Raw genomic sequence first — 12,295 nt, forward strand, 5'->3', positions numbered from 1 at the left:
CCGTGAGGCAAGCCGTGTCCCAGCCCTTACGCCGCCGCGTCGAACCCGGTGTCCCGGGCGAGCTTCTTCAGCTCCAGCAGTGCATGCTTCTCGATCTGCCGGATGCGCTCGCGCGTCAGACCGTGCTCCTTGCCGACCTCGGTCAGCGTGCGCTCCCGGCCGTCCTCGATGCCGTAGCGCATCTTGATGATGGAGGCCGTGCGCTGGTCGAGGCGGCCGATCAGGTCGTCCAGCTCCTCGCTGCGCAGCAGCGTCAGCACCGACTGCTCCGGGGAGACCGCGGAGGTGTCCTCGAGCAGGTCGCCGAACTGGGTGTCGCCGTCGTCGTCCACCGCCATGTTCAGCGAGACCGGGTCGCGGGCCCAGTCCAGGACGTCGATCACACGGTCGGCCTTCGAGCCGAGCTCGGCGGCGATCTCCGCGGGCTCCGGGTCACGGCCGTGCTCGCGGTTGAACTCGCGCTGCACACGGCGGATCCGGCCCAGCTCCTCGACCAGGTGGACGGGGAGGCGGATGGTGCGGGACTGGTCCGCTATCGAGCGGGTGATGGCCTGACGGATCCACCAGGTCGCGTACGTCGAGAACTTGAAGCCCTTGCGGTAGTCGAACTTCTCGACCGCGCGCACCAGACCGGCGTTGCCCTCCTGGATCAGGTCGAGCAGGGGCAGACCGGCACGGGGGTAGCGGCGCGCGACAGCGACGACCAGACGGAGGTTCGAGCGGATGAAGACGTCCTTGGCCCGCTCGGACTCGTCGAACAGCGCCTCGAGCTCCTCACGGGTGGCGTCCGCCTTGGACTCCTCGATTCCGTCGAGAAGCTGTCGGGCGAACACACCCGCCTCGATGATCTGCGACAGCTCGACCTCCTTGGCGGCGTCGAGCAGCGGTGTCCGCGCGATCTCGTCGAGGTACATGCCGACCAGGTCGCGATCGGCGATCTCGCCGCCATGGGCGCGAACACTGCTTGCCGCGTCGGTCCCGCCATTGGCGGACTTACGACGGGCGACGGCACGGGTTGCCATGCGTGCTCCCTTGCGATGGTGGGCTGGCGGGTGGTCCTGTCGGAGCCTGGCACCGTCCTGGCACTGTCCTCGGGTGCCCTGCTTCCGATGGAAACAACGACTGGAATCAGGACAGAATTCCCAACCTGCTCCCCTATTTTTCTGATCATGCAGTACCCTGTGCGGCCACATGGGGAGGTCGGATGGCAACAGAGAGTACAGAGGTGCAGGTCAGGTCGGGATTCGAGGGTGACCTCGGGGCCCTCACCGACATCTACAACCACTACGTACGTGAGACGCCGATCACCTTCGATACGTCCGTCTTCACCCCGGAGGAGCGCCGCCCTTGGCTGCTCTCCCACCCTGAAGACGGTCCGTACCTCCTAAAAGTTGCCGCGGACGCGGACTCACAGGAAATTCTCGGCTACGCCACATCCAGCCCGTTCCGCGCGAAGCCCGCCTACGCGACCTCGGTCGAGGTGACGGTCTACCTCGCCCCGCACGCGGGCGGCCGCGGCATCGGCACGCTCCTCTACAAGGCCCTGTTCGAGGCGCTGGCCGACGAGGACGTCCATCGCGCCTACGCCGGTATCGCCCAGCCCAACGAGGCCTCGCGGCGGCTGCACGAGCGCTTCGGCTTCCGGTACGTCGGGACGTACAAGGAGGTCGGAAGGAAGTTCGGCCGCTACTGGGACGTGGCCTGGTACGAGAAGGAGCTGTGAGCCGGCCTCAGCCGAACTGCACCGACCGCTTCGCCAGCCCCAGCCAGAACCCGTCGATCACCGACTTCTGGTCCCCCAGCTCACCGGCCGCGTCGGCGGCCCCCATCGTCACGAACAGGGGTGCGAAGTGCTCGGTGCGCGGGTGGGCGAGGCGACCGGCCGGGGACTTGTGGAGGAAGTCGAGCAGGGAGTCCACGTCGCCCTTGTCCAGCGCGTGGTGCCCCCAGTCGTCGAACTCCGCCGACCACGCGGGGATGCCGCCCTGCCGCAGGGCGGCCAGGTTGTGGGTGAAGAACCCGGAGCCCACGATCAGCACGCCCTCGTCGCGCAGCGGCGCGAGCTTGCGCCCGATCTCCATGAGCCTGACGGGGTCGAGGGTGGGCATGGAGATCTGCAGGACCGGGATGTCGGCCTCGGGGAACATCTCGACGAGCGGGACGTAGGCGCCGTGGTCGAGGCCGCGGTCCGGGATGTCCTGCACCGGGATGCCCGGGGCGCGCAGCAGCTTGCGTACGGACTCGGCGAGCCGCGGGGCGCCGGGAGCCTCGTACTTCACCTTGTAGTAGTGCTCGGGGAAGCCCCAGAAGTCGTAGACGAGCGGGACGGCCTCCACCGCGCCCAGCGCGAGGGGGGCCTCCTCCCAGTGGGCGGAGACCATGAGGATCGCCTTGGGGCGCGGCAGGTCCGCGGACCAGGCGGCGAGCTCACCGGGCCAGACCGGGTCGTCGGCGAGGGGCGGGGCGCCATGGCTGAGGTAGAGCGCGGGCATGCGTTCCTGGGTGGCGGCGGACATGACTGCGGTTCCCTCCGGACGGTGTTGCTTGAAGTCTAAAACGCCTTACGAAAAAAGTGTACGTCGAACTTGTTTAACATTCAAGGAGAGCTCTCGTACGATGGGAAACATGAACACGGCATCCCCATCCCCGACCGCTGAAGAGCCGCGCTGGCTGACCGCCGAGGAGCAGCTCGTCTGGCGCTCCTACGTACATGCGACAACCCTTCTCGAAGACCACATGGACCGCCAGCTCCAGCGTGACGCGGGCATGCCACACATCTACTACGGCCTTCTCGTCAAGCTCGCCGAATCCCCGGAGCAGCGGCTGCGCATGACCGAGCTGGCCATGCACGCGAAGATCACCCGCTCCCGCCTCTCGCACGCCATCGCCCGCCTGGAGAGGAACGGCTGGGTACGGCGCGAGGACTGCCCCTCCGACAAGCGCGGCCAGTTCGCGGTGCTGACGGAGCAGGGCCGGCAGATGCTCGCGCAGGCCGCGCCGGGCCATGTGGCCGTCGTACGCAACGCCGTGTTCGACCGGCTCACCCCGGAACAGCAGAAGTCCCTCGGCGAGATCATGCAGATCGTCGCCGAGGGACTCCAGCCCAACGAAGCGGGTGCGGACCTGCCCTGGCTCCGCTGAGCCGCTCACTCAGCAGAACCAGGGCAGATCCTGGGGTTCGTACGTGCGGAGCGTCCCCATCCCCGTACGTACGAACGGCCCGAAGGGGTACGACCTGGCGGTCGTCGTCAGTGACTCAGTGAGCCACGACCGGTACCGGCAGCTCGTCCTCGGCGCCTTCGCCGGAGCCGGTGACCACAGAGGTGTCGGGCTTGCCGGAGTTGACGAGGACCACCACGATGACCGCGGCGAGGGCCAGCATGCCGACGGCGAACCAGATCGCGTTGGTGTAGCCGTGCACCTGGCCCTGGAGCTGGACCAGCTGCTGCTGCGAGCGGGTGCTCGCGGAGCCGATGTGGTCGCTGATGTAGGAGGTCGTGGCCGACGCGGCGATCGTGTTCAGCAGCGCCGTACCGATCGCGCCGCCCACCTGCTGCGAGGTGTTGACCATCGCGGAGGCGACACCGGCGTCCCGGGGCTCGACGCCCAGGGTGGCCAGGGACATGGCGGGCATGAACGCCGTACCCATGCCGAGACCGAGCAGCAGCATCGCGGGCAGGATGATCGAGGCGTACGACGAGCCGATCTCCAGCTGCGTCATGAAGAGCATGCCGATCGCGGCGACCAGGAAGCCGGGGCCCATCAGTGCGCGGGCCGGCAGCCGGGTCATCAGGCGGGTGCCGATCTGGGTCGAGCCGACCATCATGCCGACGATCATCGGCATGAAGGCGAAGCCGGTCTTGATCGGCGTGTAGCCCTTCACGATCTGCAGGTAGTAGGTCAGGAAGAGGAACGTGCCGAACATCGCGATGATCGCGATACCGAGCGAGAGGTAGACACCACCGCGGTTGCGGTCGGTGACCACGCGCAGGGGCAGCAGCGGGGCCTTGACCTTGGCCTCGGTGACGACGAAGGCGATCAGCAGCACCGCGGAGGCGACGAACATGCCCACGGTCGTGGAGTCGCCCCAGCCGTCGGACTCGGCGCGGGTGAAGCCGTAGACCAGCGCGACCAGGCCCAGGGTGGAGAGCAGGACGCCGGGTATGTCGAGCGGGTTGCGGTTGCGGCCGCCCTCGGGCTCACGGATGACGAAGTACGCGCCGAGCGCGGCGACGATCGCGAACGGGATGTTGACGAAGAACGTCCAGCGCCAGTTCATGTACTCGGTCAGCACACCGCCGAGGATGAAGCCCACGGCGCCACCGCCACCGGCGATCGCACCGTAGATGCCGAACGCCTTGGCACGCTCCTTGGCGTCCGTGAACATCACGGCGAGCAGGGAGAGCGCGGCGGGCGCGAGCAGGGCACCGAAGACACCCTGGAGGGCGCGGGCGCCGAACATCATCGCCTCGTTGGTGGCGGCACCGCCGAGTGCGGAGGCCGCGGCGAAACCGATCAGACCGACGACGAAGGCGTTCTTGCGGCCCCACAGGTCGGCGATCCGGCCGCCGAACAGGAGCAGACCGCCGAAGGCGAGCGCGTAGGCCGTGACGACCCACTGGCGGTTGCCGTCGGAGATGCCCAGGTCGGTCTGGGCGGAGGGCAGGGCGATGTTCACGATGGTCGCGTCGAGGACGACCATCAGCTGGGCGAGCGCGATGAAGATGAGCGCTTTCCAGCGGTTGGGGTCGCCGGTGACGGCGGCCGAGCCGGGAGCCTTGGAGGCTGTTTCAGACATGGGGTTACCCACTTCGGGACTTCGTGACGGAAAAAGGAGTGGCAAGGGGACGGTCCGTCGTCGGCGACGGCCGGTGAACGTCGGTCTTCTTGACTGCTGTGAAGCTCTGAACTAATCGGTCAGGCCTGGCGCAGGTCCTCCATGGTCATGGCCGTGCCCGGCAGGACGGAGCGGGCCGGGGCCCGCAGCCCGTCGAGGAACAGCTGCAGATGGCGGTGGACGAAGGGGTCGGTGTTGAGGCAGGCCGCACCGAACGGGGGCCGGCTGAGCTGGGCCACGACGATCATGAGGTCGCCGGACTCCACGTCGGTGCGGAGCTGTCCGGCCGCCTTGGCGCGGTCCATGAGCTCCACGATCAGCTCCTCGCACCGCAGCCGCGCGGCCTCCAGGTCCGGGTGGTTCTGGTCGAAGGTGCTCTTGACCATCGGGCACAGCGCGCTGACCCGCTCGTCGGCGGAGGTGTGCACGAAGCGCTCCAGAGCCTCGAAGGCGTCCCCGGTCTCGGCGAGCGCGAGCTCGGCCGCCTCCGTCGTCCGGTCCATGACGGAGCAGACGACCTCGCGGACGAGTGCGTCGCGGTCGGGGAAGTTGCGGTACACCGTGGCGTTTCCGACGCCGGCGCGGCGGGCGATCTCGTCGAGCGGCACATCGGGGCCGAACTCGGTGAACATCTCCTGGGCGGCGGTGACGATGCGCTCCCGGTTGCGCAGGGCGTCGGCGCGGGGCCGGGTCACCTTCTTCTGCACAGTGGTCGCGGTCACGGTGTGCTCCTCGGGCAGGTGGTTGGCGATCCGGGGAGGCTTTCCCCGTTTCGCGCGGACACAGGTCTAAACGGGGAGACGCTCCCCGGTTATTTCAGGTTGAGAGAGAGTTTTCATGTGACCTGAGTCACAAGTCCCGATCCGAGAAACCCACGTTCGGTCTCCTCCAGCGCGCGCCCCCGCATCCCTTCGACACAGGGTGATCGAGAGGGTGCAGCCCGTGGACCTGCGGCTGCCGTGGACGGAGAGGGCCGTGCATGCAGCAGACCAGCCGTCGGATACGTCCGCGCCGCCTGGCCGCCCTCGTGTCCGTGACCGCGCTGACGCTCGGGGTGTGCACCTCGGCCGGCACCGGACACCTCAGGGCGCTGCCCACGCCGGCCGGAGCCGGACCGATCGCGCTGGCCCGCAGCTCCGCCCACGGCCCCTGCATGATCCGCGGCACCGCCGCCGTCCAGATGTCGGAGGGCGTCCCCACCCCCGGCGGCTACTCCCGCTCCACCGGCACCGTCCGCGCCCTCACCCTGATGATCGACTTCTCGGACGCGCCCGGCCGCGGCAGGGCCCTGGACCGCTTCGACGAGTTCTTCCCGCAGACCCAGGACTGGTTCCGCACCAGTTCCTACGGCCGTCTCGACTACCGCGCCGAGACACCGATCCCCGGGTGGCTGCGCATGCCGAAGTCCTTCGCGTCGTACGGCATAGAGCGTGGCGCCCCCTTCGACCCCGGCTACCGGGACCTGGTCCAGGACATCGTGGCCGCCGCCGACCCCAAGGTGGACTTCCGGTCGTACGACTTCCTGAACGTGCTGGTCACCCCGAACGCCGGCCCCTCCGCGCTGGATACCGTCCTGTCGGTGACGTTCGCCGGCAACCCCGACGCCCCGGTCGCCGACGGCGTGCCGGTCGCCAACGCGTCCTTCGTCTACTCCCGCCAGGACGACGGCTCCGGCTCCTACGCGCAGACCGGCTACCGCGTCCTGCCCCACGAGAACGGCCATGTCTTCGGCCTGCCCGACCTCTACACGGCGAACGGCGGCGGCTCGGTCGGCCACTGGGACATCATGAGCGAGGACTGGGGCGCCAACAACGACCTCCTCGGCTGGCACAAGTGGAAGCTGGGCTGGCTGGACACGTCCCAGGTCAGCTGTGTGACGACGCCGGGCACGACCGAGTACACGCTGACCCCGCTGGCCCGCGAGGGCGGCGCCAAGCTGCTGTTCGTCCCGGTCAGCGGCCGCACCGGGTACGCCGCCGAGCTGCGCACCCGCGAGGGCAACGACGAGGCCGTGTGCCGGCCCGGCCTGCTGATCTACGAGGTCAACGCGGACGTGGACACCGGCATGGGACCGGTGACGGTCTACGACTCCGAGCGCGACAGCGGCGGCTGCACCCGCAGCCCGAACGTCCACGCGGAGCTCTCCGACGCCCCCTTCGCGCCCGGCGAGGACTTCGAGGACCGCAGGAAGGGCATCCGGATCACGGTGGCGGGGGCGGATCTGGCCGGGGACTACCGGGTGCGGGTGACGCGGCGGTAAGGACGGGCAGGTCGGGATTACGGTAGGCCTCCTGCGACCGCCGTACGGAGAGCCGATGCCCGCGAAGACGACCATGGACGCCCTGACCGGCTCCGCCGCCGTACCCGCGGAGGCGGTCACGCCACTGATCCGCGGTGTCGCCGTGCTGCGGGAGCTCACCGAGGCGGGCGGCACGCTGAGCCCGAGCGCGCTGGAACGCGCCACGGGCCTCGCCCGCTCCACGGTCGACCGCATCACCTCGACGCTGGCACGCATGGGATACGTCCGCCTGGACGGCCGTGACGTGCTCCTGGCCCCCCGTCTGATGGAACTCGGCAACGCCTATCTGGCCGCCCTGCGCCTGCCGGCGTCGCTGTCCTCGCGGGCGGACGCGCTGGCCGACGAGCTGGACGAGTCCGTGTCGCTGGCGGTCGCCGACCGCGACGGCGTCCGCTTCATCCACCAGGCCACCCGCCGCCGCGCGATGTCCCTGAGCTTCCGCATCGGCGACCACCTCCCGGCCGAACGCACCGCGCCCGGCGCCCTGTTCGCGGCCGAGTGGGACGAGCCGGAGTGGCAGGCCTGGCGGGCCCGCCGGGCGGCGGACCCGCGGGACCAGGGCTTCCCGGCCGTACCCCCGCGTGAACACGGCGACCCGGAAGGGGAGTTCGAGCAACGGGCGCTGGAGACGGAGTCCACGGGCTGGGCCCTGGACGACCAGTTGATCGAACCGGGGCTGGTGGCGGTCTCGGTCCCCGTACGGGATCCCCGTACCGGACGGATCGCCTGCGCGGTGAGCGTCGTGAGCCACACCAGCCGGCACACCGCGGCGGGCCTGCGCGACACCCTGCTGCCTCGGCTGCGGGCGGCGGTGGCGGACATGGAGCGGGAGCTGCGGGAGACGGAGCCCGCCGTGACCGGGACCCCGTCGGGGCTGGCGACCTGGACCGGCGCGTCCAAGCAGGAACTCGGCAGGGAGTTCATCGAGTCCCTGGCCCGAGGTCTGACGGTCCTGACCGCCTTCGGCGAGGGCCGGGCCTCCCTGACCCTGACGGAGGTGGCGAAGGCGACGGGCCTGGCGCGGGCGACGGCACGCAGGGCGCTGATCACCTACGAGCACCTGGGCCTGGTGACGGCGACCCCGCACCGCACGTTCACGCTGACGCCGCGCGTGCTGTCGCTCGGCTTCCCGCCGCTGTCGCGCACGTCCTTGCCGGAGATCGCGACACCGCATCTGGCGGGGCTGACCTCGCGGATCCACGAGTCGGCGTCGGTGGCGGTGCTGACACCTCCCGGCGAGGAGATCCAGTACACGGCGAGGGTGGCGACGAACCGCGTGATGAGCGTGAACCTCACGGTCGGCACACGGCTCCCGGCCTACGCGACCTCCATGGGCCGCGTGCTCCTCGCCGACCTCCCCGCGGCGGAGCGCACGCTCGGCGAGCTGCGCCCCCTGACGTCCCGCACCCTGACGGACCCCAGGGCCCTCGCGCAGGCCCTCACCGACGTACGGACCCAGGGCTACGCCCTCGTCGACGAGGAACTGGAGGAGGGCCTGCGCTCGATCGCGGTTCCCGTGCGGGACCGTACCGGCCGGGTGGTCGCGGCCCTGAACACGGCGATGCACACGACCCGGCGTACGCCCGCGGAGTGCGTGACGGACCTGCTGCCCGAGCTGCGGGCGACGGCGACGGCCATCGAACGGGACTTCCACACGGCGGGCAGGTTCACGCGCGTGCCGACGGCGTGAGGTCCCGTACGGCCGAGTCGTCGAGCTCTCCGGCCCGCCCTTAACCCGCTGATCGCCGCCCCGCCACCCGCTACACTGGCCGCGGTGCCACAGGCCTACCGGCCCGCACCATGCCTTCGTGGGATGTGTGGGAAATTCCGTCGCCGCAGGTCAGACCTGATGTGCTGCGAGGCCCCAAAACGTCCTGGCCCCGAATCCCAAACGCCCTTTCAGCGTTTGCGCAGCTCACAGTGAGCGCCACAGCCGACAGCGGAAGGCCCGATTCGGTGCCACGTATGCATGCCAGCTAGGCAGGATAGGCACCCTCCCGCAGCACACGCCTGACACCGCCCATCCGAGGCAGTCACCCAAGAGGCCTCACTCGACTTGCCACTTGAGTAGCAGAGGAAGCAGCCTTGCGGCATGGCGACCTCCCATAGCGTGCGGCCGACTGTCGACCGACGTGTCCTCCTGCTCCTGCTGGACGATCAGCACCGTCTGATGTTGTGCGGTGGCTGCTGTGGCGACTGGACGGTCCCGCAAGCACTGCTCGGCGCTACAACTGATTTCCGGATCGGAGCAGCTCAGTATCTCGCGGAGCGATTTCGCATCGAGGTGCCTATTTTCGGGACTGTTTACGGAGTCCACGAAACAAGCGAGTCCGACTGCTGGGAGCACGACCGAAAGACAGTTTCTCGTGCCTTCATCGTGAAGATCAGTTCCGAAGAGTCGGATTCGCTTCAACTGATCGCTCCGTCACACGCCCGCTGGGGCATCGATCAAATCAAAGCGCGGCACCAAGAGATCCACCCAGAGGGCATGACCCTCCTCGTCTCCGGCTACGTCGAAGGTTGGCTTCCCGACGGCCCGGTCTCCTTCCGCTGAACTGGAGGACCTATGCCCATGCATGCCATCGAAATCATCCTCAAGCGAACCGTAAGCGGAGTCGAACTGAAGGCAGCACGGCATATCAGTCGCATGCCGATGGCGCCTTCGCAGGACGGTAAGAGCATCGCCGTCCTTGTATCGGCACGGAACGAGGAGCATGCCATCAGGAAAGTGTGGCGTCGACTCGAGGATTCCCTGCCGATCGACGTGCTGTGCACCGTCTTCCCGGGCCCGGACGGGATGCTGCGAATGAGCATTCCCTTCGCGCCCGGAGTGAAGAGACGAATCCGCGCGTGGGCCAGAGCAACAGGAAAGAGCACTGAGAAATTCCTGGGATCGGCGATCAGAGAAGCTCTCGCTCGCGACCGGTCGACAGAGTCAGCACGTCAAGAGTGTGCTTTGAATTTCATGCTCCACAACTGCGTTTGGGTAGGTTCGTCATCGAACATCACAGACCGCATCGCAGTGTCTAGACTTCCGCTTCCAGCGGAGCAACTCATCCGGAGGATCTCCGCTTCCGGAACGCGTGTCACATTCACCGACGACACTGGGCCCATCGCTTCCCTCATCAGCGAGAGCCAACTGGCCGGGCTTGATGCACCGATCACTGTTGCGGAATGTGATTGTCGAAAGGCCGAGGGCCCTCCTTACACGCCGCACGACGAAGCGGTACAGGAGGAGTCGGCCCACGGAGCGCCTCATGGTGATGACGAGCAGTGTGGAACTGTCTGATCCCCGCGTCCTGGTGTGCGGGGACCGGCGATGGCTCTGGCCGGGCACGGTCACCGCGGTCCTGGACCGCCTGGCGGCTCGCTACGGTGACCGGCTCATCGTGATCGAAGGCGCCGCATCCGGCGCCGACCGGGCGGCGCACCTCTGGTGCAAGCGAAACGGTCTTGGTCCGGATCGGCACCGGTGTCACCCGGTGGACTGGAAGGCCGAGAGGCTCGCGAGACCGAAGACGTGGCGGCTGGCCGGGCCCGAGCGGAACACCCGGATGCTGAGGGAACGCCCTCGACTGATTGTTGCTTTCCATAGCCGGTTCGATCCTGGATCCGGTGGCACGTCCAACATGTGTCTGCGGGGCCTGATCAGCAACGTGCCCGCATGGCTGGTGCCAGGCCCCGATCCGGATGTCGGCCGGGAGCGGGTACGTCGCGAGCTTGAGCTGAACCGCTGAGAGACCGCAGGCCACCGGTGTACACCCGAAGGGACCCGGCCGATTCGTCCACTGGGTGCGCAAGGAGAGATCCTCGTACGATGCGTTGTCAGTGGAAACGACTACGGTGGCATCGCACCGGTTACTCGGGGAGGTGTGACGCGGATGGCGGCCAGCGCTGAACATCTCAAGGCCCTCGTCCGGGCACACGCCGAGGCGGACGACGACCGTTTCTACAGCATCGCCCTCCAGGTCGCGGCCAAGTCCGCGCGCCAGGGGCACGGCAAGTTCGCCGGGCCGGCATCGCGTTGTACGGCGACCTCGCCCGCTCGGTGGAGGGCACGGGTGCTGTCGTTCTGAGACACGGTCTGGAGGCCGTGAAGATCCTTGACGGCGCCTCACAGGATGCCGCGTCTCCGAGGACGTATGCGGAGGTGACGGCGAACGCGGTGGCGACCGCGGAGATCGAGGGCGTAAATGCGGGACCGCTGCGGGCCCGGGTGTTCTCCATGGCGGTCACCCGTCAGTCCGGGGACCGTGAGAACGGCGTCGACGGCACCGCCACCCTGTGGTCCGCGGCCCTGGACGCGCTCGCCGCCGGCACGGATGTGGTGGCCCACGACGACCGCATCGAGTTGCTGGGGGCTCCCGAGCCGGACGCCGCACGGCTGATCGTGGTCAGCGCGGGCAACGTCAGAGGCCTGACCCCGGAACAGATCCGCACCCCCGACGGCAAGCTGGACCACCTGACGATGTGCGACCTCTCACGCATCGAAGAGCCCGCGCAGGCGCACAACATCCTCGCCGTCGGTGCCTTCACCGAACTCACCGCGGTGCCGGACGATCCGTCGTACGCCGGTTTCCGACCGCTTGCAGCACACGGCCAACTCTCGCCCTTCAGCCGGACGTCGGTCGCGCTGACCGGGGCACCCGTGGTGAAGCCGGACATCGTCTTGGAGGGCGGGAATCTCCTGGTCGACCCCGGAGAGACGATGCTTGACCGGCACGACGTGGTCAGCGTGACCACCACCAGCAAGGACGCGTTCCGGCTGATCACCTCGGCGAACGCGACCAGCGCCGCTACCGCTCAGGCCGCCCGGCTCGCCACGCTCGCACAGGCCGCGTATCCCGGCTTGTCTCCGGAGGGGGCTTCAGGTTTCGGTAAAGACGCTGGTCACAAAGCCCCAATCAGCCTGTCAAGCTCACGCCGTCCACGAATGGTCCAGGGCCTGGCGCTGATAGCTGCGCCAGGCCCTGCGCTCGACCACGGCCCATTCTCAGAGCAGGAACCAGTAGTTCCCGCCCGCGACACCCACGGCCGCAGCCAGGAGTGTGAGGAAGGCTGGCGACACCGACAGGGACACAGACAGGTCGAAGTGCTTGCCGACGGACACGCGAACGTGCCGGGGGGGTGCCTCTATGTCCTTCGTCAAGGTTGAAGGG

At 68.5% G+C, this 12,295-nt stretch carries 13 protein-coding genes; 9 read left to right on the forward strand and 4 right to left on the reverse strand.

Annotated elements, in window-relative coordinates; genetic code table 11:
- Positions 1–26: 26 nt before the first annotated feature.
- Positions 27–1,022: an RNA polymerase sigma factor RpoD/SigA gene (locus OHU89_RS21915; RefSeq protein ID WP_405645190.1), complete on the reverse strand. Its 996-nt coding sequence runs from the start codon at positions 1,020–1,022 to the stop codon at positions 27–29.
- A 182-nt stretch (positions 1,023–1,204) separates the two neighbouring features.
- On the opposite strand from OHU89_RS21915, the gene OHU89_RS21920 reads away from it, so the two are divergent.
- On the forward strand, positions 1,205–1,723 hold the full coding sequence (locus OHU89_RS21920) for a GNAT family N-acetyltransferase (RefSeq protein WP_405645192.1): 519 nt from the start codon (positions 1,205–1,207) through the stop codon (positions 1,721–1,723).
- 7 nt (positions 1,724–1,730) lie between these two features.
- Here the strand turns inward: OHU89_RS21920 and OHU89_RS21925 are convergent, their stop codons facing one another.
- Positions 1,731–2,516: a dioxygenase gene (locus OHU89_RS21925; RefSeq protein ID WP_405645194.1), complete on the reverse strand. Its 786-nt coding sequence runs from the start codon at positions 2,514–2,516 to the stop codon at positions 1,731–1,733.
- A gap of 109 nt (positions 2,517–2,625) precedes the next feature.
- Here OHU89_RS21925 and OHU89_RS21930 point away from each other — a divergent pair, with 109 nt between their 5' ends.
- A complete protein-coding gene (locus tag OHU89_RS21930; protein ID WP_405645195.1) occupies positions 2,626–3,141 on the forward strand; it encodes a MarR family winged helix-turn-helix transcriptional regulator in 516 nt (171 codons plus the stop codon).
- A 115-nt stretch (positions 3,142–3,256) separates the two neighbouring features.
- On the opposite strand, the gene OHU89_RS21935 is transcribed toward OHU89_RS21930, so the two are convergent.
- Positions 3,257–4,798, reverse strand: a complete 1,542-nt coding sequence (locus OHU89_RS21935; RefSeq protein WP_405645197.1) for an MFS transporter — start codon at positions 4,796–4,798, stop codon at positions 3,257–3,259.
- Positions 4,799–4,917: 119 nt separating this feature from the next.
- Positions 4,918–5,559, reverse strand: coding sequence for a TetR/AcrR family transcriptional regulator (locus tag OHU89_RS21940; protein ID WP_405645199.1), 642 nt, complete (start codon positions 5,557–5,559; stop codon positions 4,918–4,920).
- A gap of 257 nt (positions 5,560–5,816) precedes the next feature.
- Here OHU89_RS21940 and OHU89_RS21945 point away from each other — a divergent pair, with 257 nt between their 5' ends.
- From OHU89_RS21945 to OHU89_RS21975, 7 genes are all read left to right on the forward strand, one after another.
- A complete protein-coding gene (locus OHU89_RS21945; protein WP_405645201.1) occupies positions 5,817–7,097 on the forward strand; it encodes a M6 family metalloprotease domain-containing protein in 1,281 nt (426 codons plus the stop codon).
- Between the two features lie 55 nt (positions 7,098–7,152).
- The gene (locus OHU89_RS21950) at positions 7,153–8,826 is read left to right on the forward strand and encodes an IclR family transcriptional regulator C-terminal domain-containing protein (RefSeq protein WP_405645203.1); all 1,674 of its coding nucleotides are present in this window, start codon (positions 7,153–7,155) and stop codon (positions 8,824–8,826) included.
- A gap of 402 nt (positions 8,827–9,228) precedes the next feature.
- Positions 9,229–9,690, forward strand: a complete 462-nt coding sequence (locus OHU89_RS21955; protein ID WP_405645205.1) for a hypothetical protein — start codon at positions 9,229–9,231, stop codon at positions 9,688–9,690.
- Between the two features lie 18 nt (positions 9,691–9,708).
- Positions 9,709–10,425 (forward strand): hypothetical protein, encoded by a 717-nt coding sequence (locus tag OHU89_RS21960; RefSeq protein WP_405645207.1) that lies wholly within the window; start codon positions 9,709–9,711, stop codon positions 10,423–10,425.
- The gene (locus tag OHU89_RS21965) at positions 10,394–10,873 is read left to right on the forward strand and encodes an SLOG family protein (protein ID WP_405645209.1); all 480 of its coding nucleotides are present in this window, start codon (positions 10,394–10,396) and stop codon (positions 10,871–10,873) included. The genes OHU89_RS21960 and OHU89_RS21965 overlap by 32 nt, the downstream gene beginning before the upstream one ends.
- A gap of 144 nt (positions 10,874–11,017) precedes the next feature.
- On the forward strand, positions 11,018–11,212 hold the full coding sequence (locus tag OHU89_RS21970) for a hypothetical protein (protein ID WP_381607488.1): 195 nt from the start codon (positions 11,018–11,020) through the stop codon (positions 11,210–11,212).
- Positions 11,185–12,291, forward strand: a complete 1,107-nt coding sequence (locus OHU89_RS21975) for a S8 family serine peptidase (protein ID WP_405654601.1) — start codon at positions 11,185–11,187, stop codon at positions 12,289–12,291. Before OHU89_RS21970 ends, OHU89_RS21975 begins: the two co-directional genes overlap by 28 nt.
- The last annotated feature ends 4 nt before the right edge of the window (positions 12,292–12,295 follow it).

The organism is Streptomyces sp. NBC_00019, assembly GCF_045041015.1.
In the GTDB taxonomy this organism is placed as follows: domain Bacteria; phylum Actinomycetota; class Actinomycetes; order Streptomycetales; family Streptomycetaceae; genus Streptomyces.

Excerpts from the sequence above, each read along its gene's own strand:
- OHU89_RS21950 (WP_405645203.1), top strand. The coding sequence starts at position 7,153 with ATGCCCGCGAAGACGACCATGGACGCCCTGACCGGCTCCGCCGCCGTA.
- OHU89_RS21965 (WP_405645209.1), top strand. The coding sequence starts at position 10,394 with ATGGTGATGACGAGCAGTGTGGAACTGTCTGATCCCCGCGTCCTGGTG.
- OHU89_RS21915 (WP_405645190.1), bottom strand. The coding sequence starts at position 1,022 with ATGGCAACCCGTGCCGTCGCCCGTCGTAAGTCCGCCAATGGCGGGACC.
- OHU89_RS21960 (WP_405645207.1), top strand. The coding sequence starts at position 9,709 with ATGCATGCCATCGAAATCATCCTCAAGCGAACCGTAAGCGGAGTCGAA.
- OHU89_RS21935 (WP_405645197.1), bottom strand. The coding sequence starts at position 4,798 with ATGTCTGAAACAGCCTCCAAGGCTCCCGGCTCGGCCGCCGTCACCGGC.
- OHU89_RS21925 (WP_405645194.1), bottom strand. The coding sequence starts at position 2,516 with ATGTCCGCCGCCACCCAGGAACGCATGCCCGCGCTCTACCTCAGCCAT.
- OHU89_RS21945 (WP_405645201.1), top strand. The coding sequence starts at position 5,817 with ATGCAGCAGACCAGCCGTCGGATACGTCCGCGCCGCCTGGCCGCCCTC.
- OHU89_RS21920 (WP_405645192.1), top strand. The coding sequence starts at position 1,205 with ATGGCAACAGAGAGTACAGAGGTGCAGGTCAGGTCGGGATTCGAGGGT.
- OHU89_RS21970 (WP_381607488.1), top strand. The coding sequence starts at position 11,018 with ATGGCGGCCAGCGCTGAACATCTCAAGGCCCTCGTCCGGGCACACGCC.
- OHU89_RS21930 (WP_405645195.1), top strand. The coding sequence starts at position 2,626 with ATGAACACGGCATCCCCATCCCCGACCGCTGAAGAGCCGCGCTGGCTG.
- OHU89_RS21955 (WP_405645205.1), top strand. The coding sequence starts at position 9,229 with ATGGCGACCTCCCATAGCGTGCGGCCGACTGTCGACCGACGTGTCCTC.